17 protein-coding genes and 1 pseudogene are annotated in these 23,153 nt (G+C 64.6%); 7 read left to right on the top strand and 11 right to left on the bottom strand.

Annotated features, from left to right (window positions below; genetic code table 11):
* Positions 1-61 precede the first annotated feature (61 nt).
* On the bottom strand, positions 62-1,432 hold the full coding sequence (locus ACVWVY_RS09415) for a glutamate--cysteine ligase (protein ID WP_456626117.1): 1,371 nt from the start codon (positions 1,430-1,432) through the stop codon (positions 62-64).
* A gap of 96 nt (positions 1,433-1,528) precedes the next feature.
* Positions 1,529-2,017, bottom strand: a complete 489-nt coding sequence (locus ACVWVY_RS09410; protein ID WP_456626116.1) for a MarR family winged helix-turn-helix transcriptional regulator — start codon at positions 2,015-2,017, stop codon at positions 1,529-1,531.
* Between the two features lie 141 nt (positions 2,018-2,158).
* Between ACVWVY_RS09410 and gstA the strand changes: the two genes are divergently transcribed.
* Positions 2,159-2,773: a glutathione transferase GstA gene (gstA, locus tag ACVWVY_RS09405; RefSeq protein ID WP_456626115.1), complete on the top strand. Its 615-nt coding sequence runs from the start codon at positions 2,159-2,161 to the stop codon at positions 2,771-2,773.
* Positions 2,774-2,992: 219 nt separating this feature from the next.
* On the opposite strand, the gene ACVWVY_RS09400 is transcribed toward gstA, so the two are convergent.
* The 5 genes from ACVWVY_RS09400 to ACVWVY_RS09380 form a co-directional block, all read right to left on the bottom strand.
* Positions 2,993-4,225: an NAD(P)/FAD-dependent oxidoreductase gene (locus ACVWVY_RS09400; RefSeq protein ID WP_456626114.1), complete on the bottom strand. Its 1,233-nt coding sequence runs from the start codon at positions 4,223-4,225 to the stop codon at positions 2,993-2,995.
* Between the two features lie 379 nt (positions 4,226-4,604).
* Positions 4,605-6,821 carry an FAD-dependent oxidoreductase gene (locus tag ACVWVY_RS09395; protein WP_456626113.1) on the bottom strand — a complete coding sequence of 739 codons (2,217 nt, stop codon included), beginning with the start codon at positions 6,819-6,821 and terminating at the stop codon, positions 4,605-4,607.
* 153 nt (positions 6,822-6,974) lie between these two features.
* Positions 6,975-8,183 (bottom strand): acetyl-CoA C-acetyltransferase, encoded by a 1,209-nt coding sequence (locus ACVWVY_RS09390; RefSeq protein WP_456626112.1) that lies wholly within the window; start codon positions 8,181-8,183, stop codon positions 6,975-6,977.
* A 64-nt stretch (positions 8,184-8,247) separates the two neighbouring features.
* On the bottom strand, positions 8,248-10,038 hold the full coding sequence (locus tag ACVWVY_RS09385) for an acyl-CoA dehydrogenase C-terminal domain-containing protein (RefSeq protein WP_456626111.1): 1,791 nt from the start codon (positions 10,036-10,038) through the stop codon (positions 8,248-8,250).
* Between the two features lie 187 nt (positions 10,039-10,225).
* Positions 10,226-10,612 (bottom strand): nuclear transport factor 2 family protein, encoded by a 387-nt coding sequence (locus ACVWVY_RS09380; RefSeq protein ID WP_456626110.1) that lies wholly within the window; start codon positions 10,610-10,612, stop codon positions 10,226-10,228.
* A 127-nt stretch (positions 10,613-10,739) separates the two neighbouring features.
* On the opposite strand from ACVWVY_RS09380, the gene ACVWVY_RS09375 reads away from it, so the two are divergent.
* The 5 genes and pseudogenes from ACVWVY_RS09375 (at position 10,740) to ACVWVY_RS09355 (ending at position 18,081) form a co-directional block, all read left to right on the top strand.
* On the top strand, positions 10,740-11,345 hold the full coding sequence (locus ACVWVY_RS09375) for a PadR family transcriptional regulator (RefSeq protein ID WP_456626109.1): 606 nt from the start codon (positions 10,740-10,742) through the stop codon (positions 11,343-11,345).
* A 291-nt stretch (positions 11,346-11,636) separates the two neighbouring features.
* Positions 11,637-15,024 (top strand): annotated as a pseudogene (locus ACVWVY_RS09370) (hypothetical protein).
* A 275-nt stretch (positions 15,025-15,299) separates the two neighbouring features.
* Positions 15,300-16,103, top strand: a complete 804-nt coding sequence (locus ACVWVY_RS09365; protein WP_456626108.1) for a hypothetical protein — start codon at positions 15,300-15,302, stop codon at positions 16,101-16,103.
* Positions 16,104-16,375: 272 nt separating this feature from the next.
* Positions 16,376-17,302, top strand: a complete 927-nt coding sequence (locus ACVWVY_RS09360; protein WP_456626107.1) for a sulfite exporter TauE/SafE family protein — start codon at positions 16,376-16,378, stop codon at positions 17,300-17,302.
* Positions 17,299-18,081, top strand: coding sequence for a TIGR02186 family protein (locus tag ACVWVY_RS09355; protein WP_456626106.1), 783 nt, complete (start codon positions 17,299-17,301; stop codon positions 18,079-18,081). The genes ACVWVY_RS09360 and ACVWVY_RS09355 overlap by 4 nt, the downstream gene beginning before the upstream one ends.
* Before the next feature lie 102 nt (positions 18,082-18,183).
* Here the strand turns inward: ACVWVY_RS09355 and ACVWVY_RS09350 are convergent, their stop codons facing one another.
* The 3 genes from ACVWVY_RS09350 to ACVWVY_RS09340 form a co-directional block, all read right to left on the bottom strand.
* Positions 18,184-19,542, bottom strand: a complete 1,359-nt coding sequence (locus ACVWVY_RS09350; protein ID WP_456626105.1) for an NRAMP family divalent metal transporter — start codon at positions 19,540-19,542, stop codon at positions 18,184-18,186.
* A 99-nt stretch (positions 19,543-19,641) separates the two neighbouring features.
* Positions 19,642-20,421 carry an MBL fold metallo-hydrolase gene (locus ACVWVY_RS09345; protein ID WP_456626104.1) on the bottom strand — a complete coding sequence of 260 codons (780 nt, stop codon included), beginning with the start codon at positions 20,419-20,421 and terminating at the stop codon, positions 19,642-19,644.
* Complete coding sequence (locus ACVWVY_RS09340) at positions 20,418-21,350, bottom strand: DMT family transporter (protein WP_456626103.1); 933 nt, start codon at positions 21,348-21,350, stop codon at positions 20,418-20,420. Before ACVWVY_RS09340 ends, ACVWVY_RS09345 begins: the two co-directional genes overlap by 4 nt.
* A gap of 96 nt (positions 21,351-21,446) precedes the next feature.
* Here ACVWVY_RS09340 and ACVWVY_RS09335 point away from each other — a divergent pair, with 96 nt between their 5' ends.
* Positions 21,447-22,310: a LysR family transcriptional regulator gene (locus ACVWVY_RS09335; protein WP_456626102.1), complete on the top strand. Its 864-nt coding sequence runs from the start codon at positions 21,447-21,449 to the stop codon at positions 22,308-22,310.
* 136 nt (positions 22,311-22,446) lie between these two features.
* Here the strand turns inward: ACVWVY_RS09335 and pdeM are convergent, their stop codons facing one another.
* On the bottom strand, positions 22,447-23,118 hold the full coding sequence (pdeM, locus tag ACVWVY_RS09330) for a ligase-associated DNA damage response endonuclease PdeM (RefSeq protein WP_456626101.1): 672 nt from the start codon (positions 23,116-23,118) through the stop codon (positions 22,447-22,449).
* Positions 23,119-23,153 lie beyond the last annotated feature (35 nt).

Below are 23,153 nucleotides of genomic sequence, written 5' to 3'. Positions count from 1 at the left end.
ATTTGAGCGCCATCAACCTGTACGGTGGATGAACGGCCCAAAGGTTAAGCAACCCGTTAAATTAAAACGCGTATTCCCGATAGACGGGCTCCACGGAACCGCCCCACTCGCCGTTGAATTTGTCCAGCATCTCCTCCGCCGGCGTGCGGCCCGATTCGAGGATGCGCTCCAGCGGTTCGAGGTGGCGGCTCTCGTCGCGGCCGAGTTGATCGATGCGGCCACGCCGCCGGAGGCCTGCATGCGACAGAGTCAGGCACTCCCGGGCGATCTCGAACAGATAGCGATCCCTGATCCTGGCCTTGAAGCCGAAGCGCGGGACGTCGTCGCGCAATGCCTGACGCTCGGCCGCGGTCCAGTGGCTGACCAGATCCCAGGCCGCGTTCAGGCTTTCGTCGTCATACAGCAGGCCAACCCAGAACGCCGGCAGCGCCGGCAGCCGGCCCCACGGCACGCCATCGGCGCCGCGCATTTCCAGATAACGCTTCAGGCGCACTTCCGGGAAAATCGTCGACAGATGGTTGGCCCAGTCCGACAACGTCGGACGCTCGCCAGGCAGCGAGTTGTTGCGGCCCTCGAAGAAGGCGCGGAACGAGGAACCGGCGACATCGATATAGGTCTCGCCGCGCTTGACGAAATACATGGGAACGTCGAGCGCGTAGTCGACCCAGCGCTCGAAACCCATGCCGTCCTCGAATACCCACGGCAACATGCCGGAGCGCGCGTTATCCGTGTCGCGCCAGATCTCGGAACGGAACGACAGGAAGCCATTGGGCTTGCCTTCGGTGAAGGGCGAATTGGCAAACAAGGCGGTCGCCACCGGCTGCAGCGCGATCGACACGCGCAGCTTCTTGACCATGTCGGCTTCCGAGGAGAAGTCGAGATTGGTCTGTACCGTGCAGGTCCGGTACATCATGTCGATGCCGTATTTCCCGACCTTCGGCATGTAGTTGGTCATGATGTTGTAGCGGCCCTTGGGCATCACCGGGATCTGTGACCGCGACCAGGACGGCGTCATGCCGAGCCCGAGAAAGCCAATCCCCAAGGGCGCCGCGATCTCGCGGACCTGCGCCAGGTGCGCCATCAGCTCGGCCTGGGTCTGGTGCACGTTTTCGACCGGCGCGCCGGACAGCTCAAACTGGCCGCCCGGCTCCAGCGAAATCGCGCCGCCCCCGGTGACGTCATAAAGCCCGATGATGTTGCCGCGCTCCATGATCGGCTCCCAGCCGAGCAGGAGCTGCATGCCTTCGAGCAGCGCGCCGATGCCCCGCGCGCCTTCGTAGGGCACGGGCTGATGGCCCTCCAGCGTGAACGGGGTCTTCTCGTGCTCGGTACCGATGCGGAACTCGGACGGCGGCTTGCTGCCGGCCTCGAACCACGCGACGAGTTCGTCACGCGATTGCAGCGGCGTCATATCGATCTGGTCACGCGCCATGGAAAAATCCGGATATCTGGCGATTCGACCGAACGCGCCGTGTGGCCAAGGGAATGTGGACGGCGTCGTCCGCATCAACGAAACATATCAGGGCCGTCATCGCGCCGGCACGCCGTCGCGGGCAGCGGCCGCCTTGACCTCGGAGCAGGAACAGCCCAGCCGGTCGAGCAGACCGCAAAGCTTCATGGCGTCGGCATCCGACAGTTTGGAGCCGACGTGCTTTTCGATCGCCGCCGAATAGGCGCTCCACATTTTCTTCTGCAGTTCGCGCCCGGCCTCGGTGATCTCCACGAACTGGCCGCGCTTGTCGATCTTGCACTCGCGCCGCGCCGCCAGCCCCTCGTCCACCAGACGGTCGATCAGCCGCGAGGTGGAATATTGCGGGATCAGCATCTGCTTTTCCAGTTCCACCGGGCGCATCTCGCCGGACGGCGCGCGCGAAAGTTCCAGCAGCGCGTCATACCAAGCCAGCGGCGGAAAGCCGGCTTTCTTCAAATCCTGCTCGACGGCATCGAGCACCCGGCTCTGCACCCGCATCAGGCGGATCCAGGCGGCGGTCGCCTCGGTCGATGGTTTGCGTTTCATCATCCAATCCGTATCTGTCACAGATCAGTGTACCGCACTAAATGCAGCTGCATCAATCTTGACTATTTCATGCAGATGCATTTAGTCGTTCCATCGCCCAAAGCCAAGATTTCCAAGGGACGGAAACGAAAGGAAAATCCAATGAAATTGTATTATTCGCCAGGCGCCTGCTCCCTTTCCCCCCATATCGCGCTACTGGAGGCCGGCCTCCCCTACGACCTGGTCAAGGTCGATCTGCGCGCCAAGAAGCTGGAAAACGGCGACGACTATCTGGCGGTCAATCCGAAGGGCCAGGTGCCCGCGCTGGCGCTGGATTCCGGTGAACTGGTCACCGAAGGCCCGGTCATCGTCCAGATGATTGCCGACAAGGCCGCGGACAAGAATCTGGCCCCCAGCCGCGACCATGCCGATCGCTACAAGCTGCAGGCCTGGCTCACCTATATCAACAGCGAGCTGCACAAGAACCTCGGTCCGCAGTTCGCCCCGGCGCTGTCAGATGACGCCAAGGCCTTCTTCAAGGACCGGGTGATGGGCAAGTTCAAGTACGTCGACGGCGAGTTGGCCGGCAAAGACTACCTGATGGGCAAGCAGTTTTCGGTCGCCGACGGCTACATGTTCACGATGCTGTCATGGGCCGAACGGATGAAATGGGATCTCGATCATCTCTCCAACCTGATGGCCTACAAGGCCCGCGTCGGCGCGCGCCCAAAGGTGCAGGAAGCGCTGACCAAGGAAGGCCTGCTGAAGGCGGCGTGATTTCCTGCAACGAGCGAATACGGAAAGGGCCGGATCGATGATCCGGCCCTTTTTGTTTTACCCCGCGTCGTCCCGGCGAAGGCCGGGACCCATACTCCGTGACGTTGATTGTTGTAGAAGGCCTCTAACGCTGGCGCTCTCACCGATAGGCCGCGGCGTATGGGTCCCGGCCTTCGCCGGGACGACAACTTTTTCTACGCAGCAACCACAACAAGACGATCAGTACCTTGCCGGACTGAACGCCGATGCGTCGGTAAATGTCGCCTCGCCGCTCATCATCTCGGCGAGCAGGCGGCCTGTGGTGGGGCCTAGGGTGTGGCCATGGTGACCATGCCCGAAATGCATCCACAGGCCTTTGTGCTTCGGCGCAGCCCCCACGACCGGCAGCATGTCGGGCATGCAGGGGCGGACCCCGCTCCAGGGGTCGGCCTCCACCGCGGTGCCGAGATCGACAAGCCGCCGCGCCGCCTGTTCCGCCCGTTCGAGTTGGCGCGACTGCGACGACCTTTCCGGTCCCATCAATTCGGCGCCCGACGTAATCCGCAATCCCTTCGCCATCGGCGCCATGGCATATGCGAATTCGGGGTCGTGCAGCGGCAGATTGAGTCTGCCGCCGCCGCTGAAATGCCGATGGTAGCCACGCTTGCGCAGCATCGGAAAACGATAGTCAAACTTTTGCAACAGATCGGGAGACCACGGACCCAGCGCCACCACGGCCGCCTCGACGTCGATCGGGCCATCATCCGACTGAACCGTCCAGCCGGCAGCACTCGGCGCCAACGTGGTCGCATCCCCGTTGACGAAGGTGCCGCCTGCGCGTGTGAACAGATCGGCATAGGCGGAGACAAGCCCGCCCGGGTCCGAGACCGTCCATGGGTCGCGCCAGTGAATAGCCCCCGCCCCGGTCTCGTTAAGCCCAGGTTCGGCCGCGGCAAGCTGTGCCGGGCTGAGAATTTCCGATCGCACACCGAATTCAGCCGCCAGCGTCTCGGCGACCAGCGCCACTTCATCCAGCGCAGCCTGGGTGCGGCGCAGGGAATGATAGCCGCTTCGCTGCACCAGATTGTCCGCGCCGGCTTCCCGGATCAGCACGTCATGCTCGCTGGTCGCCCGTGCGATGATCCGCGCGTAGGCCTGCGATATGCGCTGGTGCCGATCCGGAGCGGAATGCCACCAGTACCGCAGCAAAGGACCAAGATGCCGCGGCAGCCATTTTACGCTGTAATGGACATCGTTGGCGCGCCCTGTTGCGATCGCCGCCAGCGTCGCAAGATCGCGCGGCATCGGATAGGGCCGCACCGCTTCACCCTGGATGAAGCCCGCATTGCCGTAGCTGGTCTCGCGGCCGGGCGGCTTGCGATCGAGCAGCATGACCGACCAGCCGCGGCGCTGTAACTGCAGCGCGGTTGCGACCCCGACCATTCCGGCGCCGAGAACGATAACGCTTCGCATTGCGACCATCACCCTTGCATGTGTCCGGGACCGGTCAGGTCCAGGCTCCACTGCCGCTGATCTCTGGGACCAGCTACATCAAATCGCGGCGGGGGGCAGTAGGCGGAATTGCGGATGGTGGCTCTGCCTAATATTGATCTGTCAGGACTTTGATGGTCCAGCAGATTTTTGAAACACTTGGCCTTCCTGTCCATGGTGGTGCTCTCTGGCTCGATCTTTTGACCGGAAGCGCAGTGAAAACGGTTCTCACAAAATAAAGGCCGGATCGGTGATCCGGCCTTTTTTGATGGTTCGTCATTGCGAGCGAAGCGAAGCAATCCATAGTGCAACGAAGCAAGTGTGGATTGCTTCGTCGCTGCGCTCCTCGCAATGACTACAGTTACGCCGCCGCCGCCTTCTTCGGCGGGAAGCGGCCGTAGAAGGTCTCGTTTCTCGCTGCCATGTCTTCCAGCAGCTTTGGCGGGGTGAAGCGCGAGCCGTATTTGGCCTCTAGCTTGTGGCAGAGCTCGACGAACTTCCGCGTGCCCATGAAGTCGATATAGGACAGCGTGCCGCCGGTGAACGGCGCAAAGCCAAAACCGAGGATCGAGCCGACATCGGCCTCGCGCGGATCGGTGATGACGTGATCCTCCACCGTGCGCGCGGCTTCCACCGCCTGCACCACGAGGAAGCGCTGCTTCAGCTCCTCGATGTCGAGCGTATCCGGATCGAGCTGCTTGGGCTGCAGCGCCGACAGGCCCGGCCACAGGCTCTTCTGGCCCTTGCCCTTCTCGGGATAGTCGTAAAAGCCCTTGCTGTTCTTGCGGCCGAGACGGCCCTGCTTTTCGACCAGCTCCACCATCAGCTTCTTCTGATCCGGGTTGATGGAATTGGGACCGAGATCGGCTTCGGTCGCCTTGATGACCTTGAGGCCGAGGTCGAGGGCGACTTCATCCGACAGCGATAGCGGACCGACCGGCATGCCGGCCATCTTGGCGCAGTTCTCGATCATCGCCGGCGGCACGCCTTCCAAAAACATCTCGTTGCCTTCGGCGATGTAACGGCCGACGCAACGATTGGCGTAGAAGCCGCGGGAGTCATTGACGACGATCGGCGTCTTGCCGATCACCCGCACATAGTCGAGCGCAGCGGCAAGCGCCACGTCACCGGTGTTCTTGCCGAGGATGATTTCGACCAGCATCATCTTCTCGACCGGGGAGAAGAAATGGATGCCGACGAACTTGCCCTGCTCCTTGAAACTTTCGGCAAGCGAAGTGATCGGGAGCGTCGAGGTGTTCGATGCGAAGATCGCATCGGGCTTGAGGTATTCCTGCGCTTTCGCAAAAGTATCCGCCTTGACCTTGCGGTCTTCGAACACGGCCTCGATGACGAGGTCGCAATCCTTCAACGCAGCATAGTCGGCGGTCGGCGCGATCCGCGACAGGATGGCGTCGGCCTCGGCCGGCTTGGCGCGGCCCTTGGCGATGAGGCCGTCGATCACGCTCTTGGCGTGGGCCTTGCCCTTGTCGGCGCTTTCCTGGTCGCGGTCGATCAGGACGACGTCGAGGCCGGCACGCGCCGAGACGTAACCGACGCTGGCGCCCATGAAGCCGGCGCCGATCACGGCAACCTTCTTGATCTTGGTCGGCGGTACGTTTTGCGGACGCCGCGCACCCTTGTTCAACTCCTGCATCGAGAGGAACAGGCTGCGGATCATCGCCGCGGCTTCCTTGGAGCGCAGGACTTTCGTGAAGTAGCGCGATTCGACGCGCAGCGCGGCGTCGATCGGCAACTGCAGGCCCTCATAGACGCAGCTCATGATGGCGCGCGCCGCCGGGTAATTGTCGTAGGTCTCGCGGCGGTAGATCGCGTTGCCGGCCGGGAACATCATCATGCCGGCCTTGGAGAACACCGGGCCGCCCGGCAGCTTGAAACCCTTCTCGTCCCAGGGCGCGACCGCCTTGCCGCCGCCCTTGATCCAGTCCTTGGCCGCCTTGACCAGATCGGCCGCCGGCACGATGGCGTGAATCAGGTTGAGCGCCTTGGCCTTGTCGACCGTGACCGGATCGCCCTTGAGCAGGATCGTCATCGCGTCCTGCGGCGGCACCAGACGCGGCACGCGCTGGGTGCCGCCGGCACCCGGGAACAGGCCGACCTTCACTTCGGGCAGGCCGAGGCGGGTTTTGGGATTTTCAGCCGCAACGCGGTAGTGGCAGGACAGCGTCACCTCGAAACCGCCGCCGAGCGCCAGCCCGTTGATCGCGGCCGCCCACGGCTTGCCGCAGGTTTCAATGCCGCGCAGCACCAGCGAGAAGCGGCGGCTCTGCTCGAACAGCATCTGGTTGGCGGCTTCCTCGCCCTTCTCCTTCAGCATCTTGGCATAGGCGACGTTCATGCCTTCGAGCATGGAAAGGTCGGCGCCGGCGCAGAACGCTTCCTTGCTGGAGGTGATGACGACGCCCTTGACCGCGGCGTCGGCCGTGGTCTGCTTCAATATCTCTTCGAGCTCGGTGGTCGAGGTCTCATCCAGCACGTTCATCGAACGTCCGGGAATGTCCCAGGTGGCGAGCGCAATGCCGTCGGCGTCGGTCTCTAGCTTGAAATTCTTGAAGGCCATGTTGGTTGCTCCCTCGATGCCGGCAGCCGATGTCAGGCGCGGGCGGTTAAATTGTGATCCCGTAGGGTGGGCAAAGCGCAGCGTGCCCACCATTCCCAGCGGAGTTCGTGATGGTGGGCACGGCGCAGATGCGCCTTTGCCCACCCTACGTTCTCAGACTCTTTCGATGATCGTCGCCGTCCCCATGCCGCCGCCGATGCACAGCGTTACCAGCGCGGTGGACTTGTTGGTGCGCTCCAGCTCGTCGAGCACGGTGCCGAGGATCATCGCTCCCGTCGCGCCGAGCGGATGGCCGAGCGCGATCGCGCCGCCATTGACGTTGATCTTCGAAGGATCGATGTCGAAGGCCTGGATGTAGCGCAGCACCACCGAGGCAAAGGCCTCGTTCAGTTCGAACAGGTCGATGTCCGACTTCTTCATGCCGGAGCGCTCGAACAGCTTTTCGGTGACGTCGACCGGACCGGTCAGCATCATCGCGGGCTCCGAGCCGATATTGGCAAAGGCGCGGATTTTTGCACGCGGCTTCATACCGTGCTTGACGCCCGCTTCCTTGCTGCCGAGCAGCACCGCCCCCGCACCGTCGACGATCCCTGAGGAATTGCCGGCGTGGTGAACGTAATTGACCCGTTCGATTTCCGGGTGCGACTGGATCGCGACCCCATCAAAACCGCCCATCTGCGCCATCATGGTGAAGGACGGCTGCAGTTGCGCCAGCGACTGCATGGTCGTGGTCGGGCGCATGTGCTCATCCTTGGCCAGGATGGTCAGGCCGTTGATGTCCTTTACCGGTACCACCGACTTGTTGAAGCGTCCCTCGTCCCACGCCTTGCCGGCGCGCTGCTGGCTCTGCACGGCATAGGCATCGACGTCGTCACGCGAGAAACCGTACTTGGTGGCGATCAGATCGGCCGAGACGCCCTGCGGCATGAAATAGGCCGGCACCGCCATCGAGGGATCCATCGGCCAGGCGCCGCCGGACGCGCCGATGCCGACGCGGCTCATCGATTCCGCACCGCCACCGATCACGAGCTCATGCTGGCCGGCCATGATCTGGGCGGCGGCGAAGTTCACGGCGTCGAGGCCGGAGGCGCAGAAGCGGCTGATCTGCACGCCCGGGACGGTCTCGCCGAGACCCGCCTTCAGCGCCGCGAAACGCGCGATGTCGCTGCCGGCCTCGCCGACCGGATCGACGACGCCGAGAACGACGTCATCGACGACATCCTCAGCCAGATTGTTGCGTTCCTTCAGCGCCTGAAGCGGCACGGTGGCGAGCGCCAGCGCAGTGACCTCGTGGAGCGCGCCATCGGCCTTGCCGCGGCCGCGCGGGGTGCGAACGTGATCGTAGATATATGCCTCAGGCATGACGCCCTCCTGGTATGAGGATCATAATATTATAAGCGAAAGGACAGGGAAACGGCGGAAAATCTCAGAATGCTTCCGCCGGCAATTCCATGGTGGTCGCACATCCGGTCTGGATACGCGCAAGATGAACGTGGGTTTCCGGCAGCATCCGCTCCATGAAGAAGCGGCCGGTCACCAGCTTGGTCGAGAGATAGGGCGTTGCACCGGAGCCTGCAATCTTGTCCTGCGCCACTTTGGCGATCCGCGCCCACATGTAGGCGAAGGTGACGAGGCCGAACAATTGCATGTAGTCGGTGGCGGCTGCTCCCGCATTGTCGGGTTTGGCCAGCGCGTTCTGCATCAGCCAGCCGGTGGCCTGCTGCAGATGGCCGAGGGCGGCCGAGAGCGGGGTGACGAACGGCTTCATCGCCTCATCGGCGCCGTGCTCCTTGGCGAAAGCGCCGACTTCGGCAAAGAACGCCATCACGGCACGGCCACCGTCGCGCGGCAATTTACGGCCGACCAGATCGAGCGCCTGAATGCCGTTGGCGCCCTCATAGAGCATGGCGATGCGGGCGTCGCGGACGAACTGCTCCATGCCGTGTTCGGCGATATAGCCGTGGCCACCATACATCTGCTGCGCCAGCACCGCGTTGGAGAATCCGACGTCGGTCATCACGCCCTTCATGACAGGGGTCATCAGGCCCATATGGTCGTCGGCCTCCTGACGGTCCTTCGGGTCGGCGGATCTGTGGGCGACGTCGCTCTTCAGCGCGGTCCACACCACCATGGCGCGCGCCGCCTCGTTGAAGGCGCGGATGGTGAGCAGCACGCGACGCACGTCCGGATGCACGATGATCGGATCGGCCGGCTTGTCCGGCTCCTTGGCGCCCGTCAGCGAGCGGCCCTGCAGGCGCTCGCGCGCATACTGGACGGCGTTCTGATAGGCGACTTCGGACTGCGCGAGGCCCTGAACTGCGACGCCGAGGCGGGCCTCGTTCATCATCACGAACATGCCCTGCATGCCCTTGTTCTCTTCGCCGATCAGCCAGCCGGTGGCGCTGTCGTAATTCATCACGCAGGTGGAATTGCCGTGGATGCCCATCTTGTGCTCGATCGAGCCGCAGGAAACGCCGTTGCGCGCCCCCAGCGAGCCGTCGGCATTGACCAGCACCTTCGGCACCACGAACAGCGAGACGCCCTTGATGCCTGATGGTGCGCCTTCGATGCGCGCCAGCACCAGATGGATGATGTTCTCGGCGATATCGTGCTCGCCGGCGGAGATGAAGATCTTGGTGCCTGAAATCTTGTAGCTGCCGTCGGCCTGCTTGACCGCCTTGGTGCGAAGAAGGCCGAGATCCGTGCCGCATTGCGGCTCGGTGAGGTTCATGGTGCCGGTCCACTGGCCCGCCACCATCTTCGGCACGAACATCTTCTTCTGCTCGGGCTTGCCGTGCACCATCAGCGCCGCGGTGGCGCCCATGGTGAGGCCGCCATACATCGAAAACGCCATGTTGGCCGCGCACTGGAATTCGGTGACGACCTGGCTCAGCGTCACCGGCAGCCCCTGCCCGCCATACTCCGCCGGCGCCGACAATCCGAGCCAGCCGCCCTCGGCGACCTGCTTGAAGGCTTCCTTAAAACCCTTCGGCGTCGTCACCGACCCGTCGTCATGCCGCTTGCAGCCTTCGAGATCGCCGACACGGTTGAGCGGCTGCAGCACCTCTTCGGAGAGCTTTGCAGCTTCGCCGATGATCGCCTCGCGCACATCGGCGGAGGCATCGGTGAACCCGGGCAGATTGTCGTAGCGATCGATCTGGAACACGTCGTTGAGCAGGAAGGTGACGTCTTCCACGGGGGCTTTGTAGATCGGCATGATGTTCTCCGGCAGAGGCGAAGGTGACGAAGGCGTTTGAAATGAAATTCGTGGTGGCGTTCCGGAACGAGACCTTATCCGGTTCCGGCAGTCCTAGGGAGTGAGCAGGTAGCGAAATATCCGGGCAACCATAGCGACATAAACGGCACCGGACATCGTCGCGGTCTTTGCTCCCTCACCTCTCGCATCACTGCTTGGCGAGTTGCTCCCCCATCAAGCGGTGCAGCAGATTGATTCCCTTCAGCGGACGCACCATCACCTTGAAATGCGTGATCTTACCGTCATCGCTGAAGGTGATGATGTCGACGCCGTTGATCTTGATGCCCTCGATCTCGTTTTCGAATTCGAGGACCGCGCCATTCGTGCTGCGCCATTCGCCGGTGTATTTGAAACCGGGGCCGCCCAGCACCTTCTCGGCGCCCGCCAGATATTTGAAGGTGATGTCGCGCCCGCGCTGCGGCGTGTGGACGACGGGGCTTTCGAACACCGCATCCGGATGCAGCAGGTCCCACAACGCCGCCGTGTCATGGGACTTCATGTAGCCGTACCACTTGTCGAGGCCGCTCATGGTCATCATGTCTCCTGTCGCGGGCGATGACGGGCTGACGCCGGGGAATGGGCTTCTCCGGAGCTTATGCGCGTTGACGCATATGCAACTTTATGCATAATGTCAATCACTGTTGAATCTGGAGGCCGGCGTCGTGGCGCTTGGTGACGCGATCCTTGCCTGCCTGACCGAACGTCCGATGACGGGCTATGAACTCGCCAAGACGTTCGACAACTCCATTGGATTCTTCTGGAAGGCCGACCACCAGCAAATTTATCGGGAGCTCACCAAGCTTCGCGACCGCGGCCATATCCAGGGCCGCGAGGTGGTGCAATCCGGCAAGCCAAACAAGCTGGTCTATACGCTTACGCCGGAGGGACGCGCCGCGCTCCGGCATTGGGCCGCGCGGCCGAGCGTTCCGGCCTCGATCAAGGACGACCTCCTGGTGCGGCTCTACGCGCTCGACAGCGTCGACATCGAACCGTTGCGCACCGACCTGATGGCGCGGCTGGAACATCATCGCGACCGTTGCGCCCGCTACGAGCGCCTGCTCAACAAACGTTTTCCGGACGGCACGGCGCCGCCGGCCGATGTCGGCAAACTGCTCGGCCTTCGCGTCGGCCTCGCCCACGAGCGCGCCGTGGCGGAGTGGTGCGAAGAGGCGATCGAGGCGCTGTCGGCCCTCACTTCCGGCGCGGAGCGGACCAACGTCGTGGCTCTCGAAGACAGCCAGCGCGAAAATCGCGAAAATAATCGCTAGCCTTTTCCGTTCCGATTGGATGACGCGTTTTCGTGGACCGCGAACCGGTCTCCACTCCGGATCAAGTCCGGGGCCGGCTTTCGCTGGAAAACGCTTAGGAGCCGGTCGATTTGGCGCCCCGGTAACTTTTGAGGCCGTCCGTCGCTTTCCTTAACCCGTTATTTACCGTGACGAACAAAAGTCAGTTCCGAGGGCAGTCGACCTGCGTGAGAATTTCTATTGTCTCTTCAGTGGGACGCGCGGGAGGACTGAGGGCGCAGGTGGAGCGCCGGAGCGGAACCGGACGAGAGCATGAATTCGCGCGTATCGTGGAGTGTTGACGGCATCGATCCATCCGTCCGCGAAAGGGCGGAAGCGGCCGCGCGGCGCGCCGGCATGTCGCTGAGCGACTGGCTCAATTCCACCGTCGGCGAACCGGCCCCGCCCAGCTTCAGCGCGCCTCCCAGTCAGCGGCCGGCGATGCCAAGCCGGGAAAGCCGCGACGTTGCCGACATTCACCAGCGGCTGGATTCGATCACCAAGCAGATCGAGCAGATTTCGCGGCCCGCGCCGCGTGGCGAGATGCCGCGTGGCGAAGCAGCCCGTGGCGAGCCGCCGACGGTGGCCCGCCAGCTCAACGACGCCATTTCGCGCCTCGACGCGCGGCTGTCGCAGATTTCCAACCCCGCGCCGACCCGGCAGGCCCAGATGCAGGAAAAGCAGCGTCAGACCGACATGGTCGAGCGGGCCGCAGCACAGGTCTATCGCCCCGCGCCGCCGCTTAGTCCGGCCTCGCTGGATTTTGCGATCGCCGAAATCGCCGCGCGCCAGAACGAACTCGATAGTCCGCCACCGCGCCAGATGCCGCCGCGCCATGCCGCGCCGACGGCCTCTCCCGCCCAGCCCAATTTTGCGCAGCCCAATTCTGCGCAACCCATGATGCAGGCGGCGCCGGCCGGTCCGGACTTTTCCTCGCTCGAACGGCACCTGCTCAAGATCACCAGCCAGATCGAGGCGCTGCAGCGTCCCGATCATGTCGAGGAGTCGATTGCCGCCTTCCGCAGCGAACTCGCCGAGATCCGTCAGGCCATCACCGAGGCGGTGCCGCGCCGGGAGATCGAATCGCTCGAGAACGAAATCCGCTCGCTGTCCCGCCGCATCGACGACAACCGACAGAACGGCAGCGACGGCCAGATGCTGGCCGGCATCGAACGCGCGCTCGGCGAAATCCGCGAGGTGCTGCGCTCGATGACGCCGGCCGAGCAGCTCACCGGCTACGACGAGGCGATCCGTAATCTCGGCGCCAAGCTCGACCTGATCCTGCGTTCGAACGACGATCCCTCGACGGTGCAGCAGCTCGAAGGCGCGATCGCCGCACTGCGCGGTATCGTTTCCAACGTCGCCTCCAACGATGCGCTGGCGCGGCTCGCCGACGACGTGCACACGCTGTCGGCCAAGGTCGATCAGCTTTCCCGCTTTGACGGCAACAGCGATGCCATCGGCATGATTGAGCAGCGCCTGGCCGCGCTGACCTCGACGCTGGAAACAAGGCAGCCGCCGGCCGCGAGCGACAATTCGGAATATCTCGAAAACGCGCTGCGCACGCTGTCGGAGCGGCTCGACCGCATCCCGGCCGGCAACGACAATGCGTCGGCGTTCGCCCATCTCGAGCAGCGCGTGTCCTATCTGCTGGAGCGCCTGGAAGCCTCCGGCGATCGTTCCGCCGCCGCGCCCGCCGTCGACCTCGGACGGGTCGAGGAAGGGCTGCACGATATTCTGCGTTCGCTCGAACGCCAGCACGCCAGCCTGGTCGCGCTCGCCGACTCCAACCGCAATTCCGCCGACACGGCCCAGCCGGTGGATTCCGGCATCGTCGATCTGGTCAAACGCGAGCTGTCCGACATCCGCTTCAGCCAGTCGGAAACCGATCGCCGCACCCAGGACTCGCTCGAGACCGTTCACAGCACGCTCGGCCACGTGGTCGATCGCCTGTCGACGATCGAAGGCGATCTGCGCACGGTTCGCACCACACCGCCCGCGCCCCTATCTTCCCCGCCGCCGATTGAAATGCGCGAGGAAGCACCCCGCGTGATGACGCCGCTGCAGACCTATCCGCAGCAATCGAAGCCGGAGTTGCCGAACCCCGCCGCGCTGCAAGCCAACCCGCAAGAACATTTTGCCGCCGCGCCGCGCGAATTCCACGCCGCACAGCCGGCCGCGCCGACTGCCCCGCCATTGCCGCCGCGGGCGATCAGCGAAATCCTGGAGCCGCATGCCGCCGCGCCGCGTACCGCGATCGCGCCGGAATTGCCGCCGGATCATCCGCTCGAGCCGGGCACGCGGCCGCCCGCGCGCATGTCCTCGCCGTCGGAACGGATCGCGGCTTCCGAAAACGCCATCAGCGAAATCGCTTCCGGGCCGAAGGAGCCGGTCAGTTCGTCGAGCTTCATTGCCGCCGCACGCCGCGCCGCGCAGGCCGCAGCCGCCGCGCCGCCGCCCCGAAAAGGCGGGACGTTCGGCAGCGAAGGCCAAGGCCAAGGACAAGGGCGGCGACAAGGCCAAGGCGGACGACAAGGACGTCTCGACCGTTACCTCCAAGATCCGCTCGCTGCTGGTCGGCGCGAGCGTGGTCGTGATCGTGCTCGGCACGTTCAAGATGGCGATGACGCTGCTCGACACCGGCAGCGTCCTGCAGCTGCCGATGATGGAGCAGCAGTCCGGCGAACCGGCCGCACCACCGGCGCAGTCTCCCGCGCCGGCGGAGAGCAGCACCCGGCCCGCGGCGCCGGCGCCCTTGATGATCTCGCCGACACCGGTCGAGAAGCAGTCGAACAATTCCTCCGCACCGAACACGCTGGATAGCGCGCGGATCGTGATCCCGCCGCAGGCCGCGCCGCCGCCGGCTGCAGCCACCGACATCACCGGCGCGATCACGACGATGCCCCCCACCGGCGGCAAGCTTGCCATGATCGCCGTGCCGCCGACCGAGCGGCTGCCTGACGGCATCGGCGGCCCGGTATTGCGCGCCGCCGCGCTGAAGGGCGACCCGGCCGCGGCTTACGAAGTCGGCGTGCGCTTTGCCGAAGGCAAGGGCGTTGCGGCGGATCTCGACCAGGCCGCGAAATGGTACGACCGCGCGGCGCAGGCCGGCGTGGTGCCCGCCATCTTCCGGCTCGGGACCTTCTACGAGAAGGGCCTGAGCGTAAAAAGGGACGTCGATATCGCGCGGCGTTATTATGCGCAGGCCGCCGAGCGCGGCAGCGCCAAGGCGATGCATAATCTGGCCGTGCTCGACGCCGATGGCGGCGGCAAGGGCGCCAATTACAAGAGCGCGTCGACCTGGTTCCGCAAGGCCGCCGACCGCGGCGTCGCCGACAGCCAGTTCAACCTCGGGATCCTCTATGCCCGCGGCATCGGCGTCGAACAGAACCTCGCCGAATCCTTCAAATGGTTCAGCCTCGCGGCAGGCCAGGGCGACGCGGATGCGGGTCGCAAGCGCGACGATATTGCCAAGCGCCTCGACGTCCAGTCGCTCGCGGCAGCCAGGCTCGCGATCCAGACCTTTACGCCGGAACCGCAGCCCGACGACGTCGTCAACGTGGCGGCACCCGCCGGCGGCTGGGATTCAGCACCCGCACCGGCGACGGGCAAGCCCGGCGCCAAGCCGGCTGCGACCAAGCGCACCGCTGCCGTTCAATAAAACGGCCGCGATGCCGCTGTCCATTTAGACAGGCCGCATCGCCGCCATATCCTCGGCCATAAATTCCTTTAATGCTTCGGGCTAGATAGGCTGGGGCGTGACGACGGACCATCTGGTGCCCCGGACGCAAGTGGCGCGTGAGTGCTGCGAGCCGGCGCCCATTCTACTTTGCATGGGGTTGTTTTCGCGATTTTGTGTCCGGGCCCTGCGATGTCCCCTTCGCTCGAAAACGCTATAATCCGATCCCGAGAGGCTCGGCTTGCAACGAGGACCGATTGTCGACCGAAGATAGCCAAGGTGGGGAAAATCGCTTCCGCAGGTCGCCGACCGGTCCCGCGGTCGCGCCGCCGCGCCTACCGGCCGGTCGGGCCCCGCCACCGCCGGTGCAACCGCCCCGGCGCAAACCGCAATTCTGGTCGTTCGCCATCTTCATCCTGCTGGTTTCCGGCGTCCTCATTCGCGCCTACCAGGACCTGTCACGTCCGGAGGCCTGGGACTACTGGAAGGACCAGTACGTCTCGCCCAGCCTGACCTCCCAGGTGATCGACACGCTCCATCTCGATGGTTCGAGCCAGGGTCGGCGGGCGCTGTTCGTCAGCGGGACGATCGGCCCTGCCGCCGCGAACTGGCTGCGCGGCAGGCTGGACCAGGCCAATCTCGCGGCGGGCGACATCGTCCTGCTGGCCTCCCCCGGCGGCGATCTGAACGCGGCCACGATGATGGGCGAGATCATCCGGCAGCGCGGGCTCGCGACCGCGGTCGGCAGCGCGGGCGCCTCGGGCCGCGTCAAGCCGGCTTATTGCGCCAGCGCCTGCGTGCTGGTCTATGCCGGGGGCAAGACCCGCTTCGGCGTCCTGGGCTCGGCATTGGGCGTTCATCAGTTTGTCACAACCCGGCCCGTCAACGACCCCGTCGCGGAGGCACAGCGGATTGCCGGCGCGATGCTGGGCTACATGACCAAAATGGGGGTCTCGTCCTCCATCGTGGAAGCGATGTCCGAGACCCGGGACATTCGCTGGCTCAGCCCCAAACAGGCACTGGCGATGAACCTCGTCACCGACCCTCTCGGAAAGCCCTGAGCCAGCCCCACGAACCGGCCCGCGCCCCCGGATTGGCACAGCCTTTCAACGTCCTGACGAATGCGCGGGCATGTCAGGCAAAAATTTGCCTTCCCGGGCATTTTTAGTCCCTCATCCCCCTGAATTCAGTTATGCAAAGACGCGGGAACCGGCCCTGCGCACGCAAAGATGCATGCGCGAACCGGATTCCACTGCCGGCAAATACAACAGAAACCATGCCCTGAGCGGCCTCCCGGCCGTCTCTTGCGGCAAAGCTACAAAAGCAGACGCGCGTGCAGCTCTACCTCCCGATCGCCGACATTCCGGTCAATGTTTTCCTCATCCTGGCGATGGGCGCGGCGGTTGGGTTCGTGTCCGGCATGTTCGGGATCGGCGGCGGCTTCCTGATGACGCCGCTGTTGATCTTCGTCGGCATTGCGCCCGCGGTCGCGGTCGCCTCGGTCGCCAGCCACATCGCCGCCTCCTCGTTTTCCGGCGCGCTGTCCTATTGGCGGCGGCGCGCCATCGATCCGCTGCTGGCGGCGGTGCTGTTGACAGGCGGCACCATGGGCACGGCGCTCGGCGTCTGGACCTTCACGCTGCTGCGCTCGCTGGGTCAGCTCGATCTCATGATAGCGATGTCCTACGTGATCCTGCTGACCACGGTCGGCGGCCTGATGTTCTGGGAGGGCCTTCGCGCGTTGTTGCGGGCCCGTCGCGGCGGTCCGGTCACCACGCGCCGCCCGGGCAGCCATGTCTGGATCCATGGCTTGCCGCTGAAGATGCGCTTCAAGCGCTCGAAAATCTATCTGTCCGTCATTCCCGTCGTGGTGATCGGCCTGATCATCGGCTTCATCGGCGCCGTGATGGGTATCGGCGGCGGTTTCATCCTGGTGCCGCTCTTGATCTACGTGCTGCGGGTGCCGACCTCGACCGTGATCGGGACCTCGATGGTGCTGACCCTGGTCACGATGGTGTTCGCCACCATGCTGCACGCCATCACCAATCATCTGGTCGATGCCGTTCTGGCGCTGATCCTGATGGTCGGCGGCGTCACCGGCGCGCAGTTCGGCGCGCGCGCAGGCCAGAAGATCCGCGGCGAACATCTGCGGCTGCTGCTCGGCCTGTTGGTGCTCGCGGTCGGCGTCCGGTTTGCCGTCGAACTGGTGATCCGGCCCGAGGATCTCTTCACCATCCGCGAAACCGGGGTGACGGGATGACCGCGCGCCTCGTCCTCATGCTCGGATGGCTTGCGCTGGGCGCCACGCTCGCGGCCTCGCCCGCGCAGGCCGAACGGCTGATCGTGTCGGTGTCGAACCACCGCGTCACCGTGACGCCGAATTACTCCGGCGAGGAACTCGTGCTGTTCGGCTCGGTGGAAAAGGACGCCAATACGCCGGCCAATCGCACCTACGATCTGGTGGTGACGATTGCCGGCCCGCGCGCCGACATGGTGACCCGCCGCAAGGAACGCCGGTTCGGGATCTGGATCAACACCGACTCCCGGCAGTTCCTGAAAGTGCCGAGCTACCTGGCGCTGTTCTCCAACCGGCCGTTCGACGCCATCGCTTCCCCCGAGGTGCAGCGGCGGCAACAGCTCGGGCTGAACAACGTCCTGCTGACCCAGCGCGTCGGCGGCGATTACGCTGACGTGGTGCCGGACGACCCGTTCCGCAGCGCCTTCGTGCGGCTGCGCCGGCAGCACGGCCTCTATCGCGAGGAGACCTCGGCGGTGACCTTCCTGACGCCGACGTTGTTTCGCACCGGCATTCCGCTGCCCGCGGAAGTGCCGATCGGTCTCTATAACGTCGAGATCAAGCTGTTCGCCGAGGGCGCGCTGGTGGCCAAGACCGATACTGCGTTCGAAATCGTCAAGGTCGGCTTCGAGCAATTCGTCGCCACCACGGCGCAGCAGCACGGCTTCGTCTACGGGGCGATCACCGCCTTCATGGCGCTGATGACCGGATGGATGGCGTCGATCGTGTTCCGGAAGGATTGAGTCGAGCCTCAATCCGTAGGGTGGGCAAAGCGCAGCGTGCCCACCTCTTCGACAACGAGTTGGATAGATGGTGGGCACGGCGCAAGGGCGCCTTTGCCCACCCTACGACTTCCCGACAAAAAACCCCACGCCCATCGCGACCACGCTGAGCATCATCGCAGCCGTCGACAACCAGCCCAGCCAATAGAGCGGGCCGCCGATGACGAAGCGGCCCATCACATCCCTGCGGCGCGCCATCAACATCAACAGCACCATCACGGGCACGGCGAGCACGCCGTTGATGACGGCGCTCCAGTACAACGCCGAGATCGGGTTGATCGGCGTAAAGTTCAGCGCGATGCCGATACCCGCCGACAGCGCCAGCACGGCGTAGAATGCGGCGGCTTCCTTGGGCTTGCGCGCGAGCCCGACCGGCCATTGCCGCCCCTCGCCGACCGCGTACGCCGTGGCGCCGGCAAGCACCGGGATCGCCAGCAGTCCGGTGCCGACGATGCCGAGCGCAAAAATCACTTCCGCAAACGCGCCGGCGATCGGACGCAGCGCTTCAGCGGCTTCCGCCGAGGTCTGGATATCGGTCTTGCCGGCCGCATGCAGCGTCGCCGCCGCGGTGACGATGATCGACAGCGCGATCAGGTTGGAGAACGCCATGCCGACGATGGTGTCGGCGCGGATGCGATGGAATTCCTTCTGCGCGCCGTAATGCTTTTCGATCAGCGGACGCTTGGTCGCATCGACGCGCTGGTCCTCGGCTTCCTGCGAGGCCTGCCAGAAGAACAGATAGGGCGAGATGGTGGTGCCGAGGATCGCGACGATGGTGGTGAAATAATCGAGGCTCCAGCTCACGTGCGGAACGAGGATGCCGGCGAGCGCCTCGCCCCACGACACTTTGGCAAAGGCCAGTGCCGCGACATAGGCGAACAGGCTGAGCGTCAGCCATTTCAGCACCGCGACATAGCGCTGGTAATCCAGAAAGATCTGCGCCGCCACCGACGTCACCCCGAACAGCAGCACATAGACGATGCTGTGGCCGCCGATCAGCAGTTTGCTGGCGTCCGCCATGGCGCCGAGATCGGCGGCGATGTTGATGGTGTTGGCGATGAACAGCAGCGCCACCACCACATGGAGCAGCCACGCCGGGTAGTGCCGGCACGCATTGCCTGAAATGCCATGCCCGGTGACGCGGCCGACGCGCGCGGAAACTTCCTGGATCGCCACCATCAGCGGGAAGGTCAGCAGCATGGTCCAGCCGATGCCGTAGCCGAATTGCGCGCCGGCCTGGCTATAGGTGCCGATCCCCGACGGATCATCGTCGGACGCGCCGGTGATCAGGCCGGGGCCAAGAGCCTTCAGCGCATCGCGGAAGCGAAACGGCCGGGGCGGCGTGGCCTTGGAGGCCGGCTTGTCACTGCCGGTATGCTTGTTCGCGTGATGCTTCGGATTCGATTTGTTGTGTTCTGCCATGCCGGGTCCAGCCGCAGCGACAACGAACCTGACGGGAACAGGTTCCGCCCCGTGACCCTGCCCGAGGTCAGCTCGGCAGACAAGCAACCGTCGATACCGTCACGCGGCGTGCAGCGGCTCGATGATCGTCGCCACGCCCGGCTGCAAAATCCGCAAGCGCGATCCAAACCCCAGTGTGTCGAAGGTGGCGCGCAGATCATTCGCGCTCTGGCGGAAATGCGCCCAGCCGTCGGTATGCACCGGCACGATCACCGCATCGGCAAACGCGCGTGCGGTCTCGATCGTATCGTTGGTGTCCATCGTAAGATGGAACGGACCGCGGGTCTGGGCTGCACCGGCGAACGGCAGCACCACGCCGCATTTGAAGCGGCGAGCGACTTCAGCGACACCATCGAACCAGGTGGTGTCGCCGCTGATGTAGATCGGACGGCTGCCCGTTTTGCTCGATTGCACCACGAACCCGATCACGTCGCCCGACAGCGGCTCGATGCCGGCCGGCCCGTGACGGGCAGGCGTGGCGGTGATGGTCAACGACTGGCCGCCCTTCTTCAACTCAGTCGATGCCCAGGGCGCAAAGCCCTCGGTCTTGCCGCCGAGCCGCTTTGCGCCCGCCTCCGTCGTCAGCACGCGCTTCGCTTGCTTAAGAAAGTCACGGCCGGAATGGTCGAGATTGTCCGAGTGCTGGTCGTGGCTGAGCAGCACCGCGTCGATCGCGCCGACATCGCGCGCGCTCATCGCGGGCCCGGCCAGCTTCTCCAGCTTCACATGCGGCAGTTGATAGGCGCCGGGTTCGTCGAAGGTCGGATCGGTGAGGAGGCGAAAACCGTCGATCTCGATCAGGGCCGTGGGGCCGCCGATCAGGGTGATGGATACGCTCATATCGCACTCCTCTTGGTCGATGGTGATGCCGCAGGGCGGGTCACCAGATAAATACCGAGAGCCACCGGAACGATCCCGAGCAGATCGCGGAACTCGACGTGTTCGCCGAGCACGAGGAACGCGAACAGCATGCCAAGCGGCGGCATCAGGAAGTGATAGGCGCTCGCAGCCGTCGCGCCACACACTTTCAGGAGATGAAACCAGAGCAGATACGCAAGGATCGAGCCGCCGAGCACGAGGAAGGCGAACGCGCCCAGGAGCCGCGCGCTCGGCACGATGTCGCCCACGCTGGCGAAAGTGAATGCGAACGGCAGCAGCACGATGCCGGCCGCGAGATTTTGCACGCCGTTGCCGACCCAGAGGCTGCCCTTCGGCGCCAGCACCTTGAACAGGATGGTGCCGGCCACAATCGAAGCCAATGAGGCCAGCGTGAACAGGATGCCGTGCCAGTCATCGGTGCCGACAGACATGCGGTGCCAGACGATGAAGCCGACACCGGCGATGCCGAGCAAAAGCCCCGTCACCTTGCGCCAGGTCAGCGTCTCACCGAGAAAGGCCGCCGCCAGCACCGCGGTAAACACCGGATTGGCGCTGACGACCAGGCCACCCAGGCCGGCGGATACGGTCTGCAGCCCGGTATAGCCGAGACCGAGATAAAGCGCGTTGTTGGCGACGCCAAGGATCGCGAAGATGGCGGCATCGCGCCAGGTGAGCGAGGACCACGCTTCGCCGCGCAGCGCCGTAATGCCGAGAATCAGGATGCCGGCCAGCGAAAACCGCGCTGTGAGCAGGATCAGCGGCGGGCAATCCGTGACGCCGATCTTGCCGGCGACGAAGGCAAAGCTCCAGAGCAGGCAGAACAGGCCGATATAGAGGGGCAGCGGATTGAAACCGGCGCGGGGAACCGCGACCGAAGGGGCGAGCGACATGGGAAGTCTCCTTTCCCCTGATCTAGGCCCGCGCCTTGATATTTGGAAATTAAATGATAAACTGATATCCAGTGGATTTATAAATGGAGCATTGCCATGCTCGATCTGGAGCTGTTGCGCAGTTTCGTCTCCGTCGTCGATGCCGGCGGCTTCACCCGCGCCGGCGAACGCGTTCACCGCACCCAATCGACCGTCAGCCAGCAGATCAAGCGGCTGGAAGACGATGTCGGCCAGCCGCTGCTCTACCGGAACGGCAAGGACGTGACGCCGACCGAGGCCGGTGAACGCTTGCTGTCCTATGCGCGGCGCCTGCTGGCGCTCGCCGAAGAAGCCCGCGACGTGGTGGCGCGCCCCGAGAGCGAGGGCGCGGTCCGGCTTGGTGTGCCCGAGGATTTCGCCGCCTATCGCCTGGCGAAACTGCTGGCGGCATTCTCGCGCTCGCATCCCGGCCTGCGGCTCGATGTGCGCGCCGATCAGAGCGCCAACCTCAAGCGCGAGCTCGAACGCGGCGAACTCGATCTCGCATTGTTCAAGCGCGCCGCCGGGGAAAAGGGCGGCATCGCGGTGTGGCCGGAGCGCGTGCACTGGGTCACCAGCAAAAGCCATCCGCGCGATACCCGCATCGGCTCGGTGCCGCTGATCGGCTTTCCCTCGGGCTGCCTGTACCGGGCCGGCGCGATCCATGCGCTGGAAAGCGCCGGGCGCAGCTGGCACATGGCCTATACCTCTTCCAATCTCTCAGGCATCCAGGCCGCGGTCGCCGCCGGCATGGGTCTCTCCATTCTCTCGGAAATGGCGATCCAGGCCGATCACCGCGTGCTGACTGCGAAGGATGGTTTTGCACCGATCGACCGCACCGAAGTAGCGCTGGTGGCTTCGCCCGACGCCAGCCCGGCGACGCTGCGGCTGGCGGACCGGCTGGCGGAGTTTTGCGAGGCCGTGCAGGCGAAGGCGGCGTAACCGCACGAAGAATCGTAGGGTGGGCAAAGGCGCTCTTGCGCCGTGCCCACCATCCAGCACGCTGCTCACGATGGTGGGAACGCTACGCTTTGCCCACCCTACGTCGTGCGGCGAGGTGCCGGCGCGCAGCGAATTCTCAATAACACCGCGACGCAGCGATGGCGTGCACGCGGTTGTCACCGAGCACGTGCGCCATGAAGCCGGGCGCGCCAAAGATTTTTGAAAAAGCCACATCGCGGATGCTCAAGCCGCCGGTATAGGCGCCGAACGCCGGCATCACGGCGCGCTCGCCATCGCTCGCAAAGCATCGCCGCTCCATCGAGCGTCCCCTTGTGGCGACGCGCGCCTTCGGATGCAGATGGCCGGCGATTTCGCCCACGGCCCCTGTCGGCTCATGGCGGAATGCAATCGGGCCGATCGCGACTTCGCTCGCCACCACGCCGCCGAGATCGGACGGCAGCGCCGGATCATGATTGCCCGAGATCCAGATCCAGTCGCGCCGCGCCTGCATCGCCGTCAGCGCCTCGCGGTCGGGTGCCGAAAGACGTTCGTGGGCAGCGCGGTCATGAAAGCTGTCGCCGAGTGCGATCACCATGCGCGGGTCATGCCGCGCGATGACGGCGGCGAGACGACCGAGCGTCGCCACCGTATCGTAAGGCGGCAGCAGTACGCCGCGCGCGGCGAAGCTGGAACCTTTTTCCAGATGCAGGTCGGAGACGACGAGCAGCCGTTGCTCCTGCCAGTACAGCGCGCCGGAGAGATCGGCAACGAACAAGACGTCAGCCACCATGACTTTCGAGGCGCGCATCTGTTGATCGTCTCCCGAAGATTGCGCCCCTGCCG

This window comes from Bradyrhizobium sp. URHC0002 (assembly GCF_054059515.1).
Note: the sequence above shows the minus strand (reverse complement) of the source record. Positions and strands in the feature narration are given on the sequence as shown.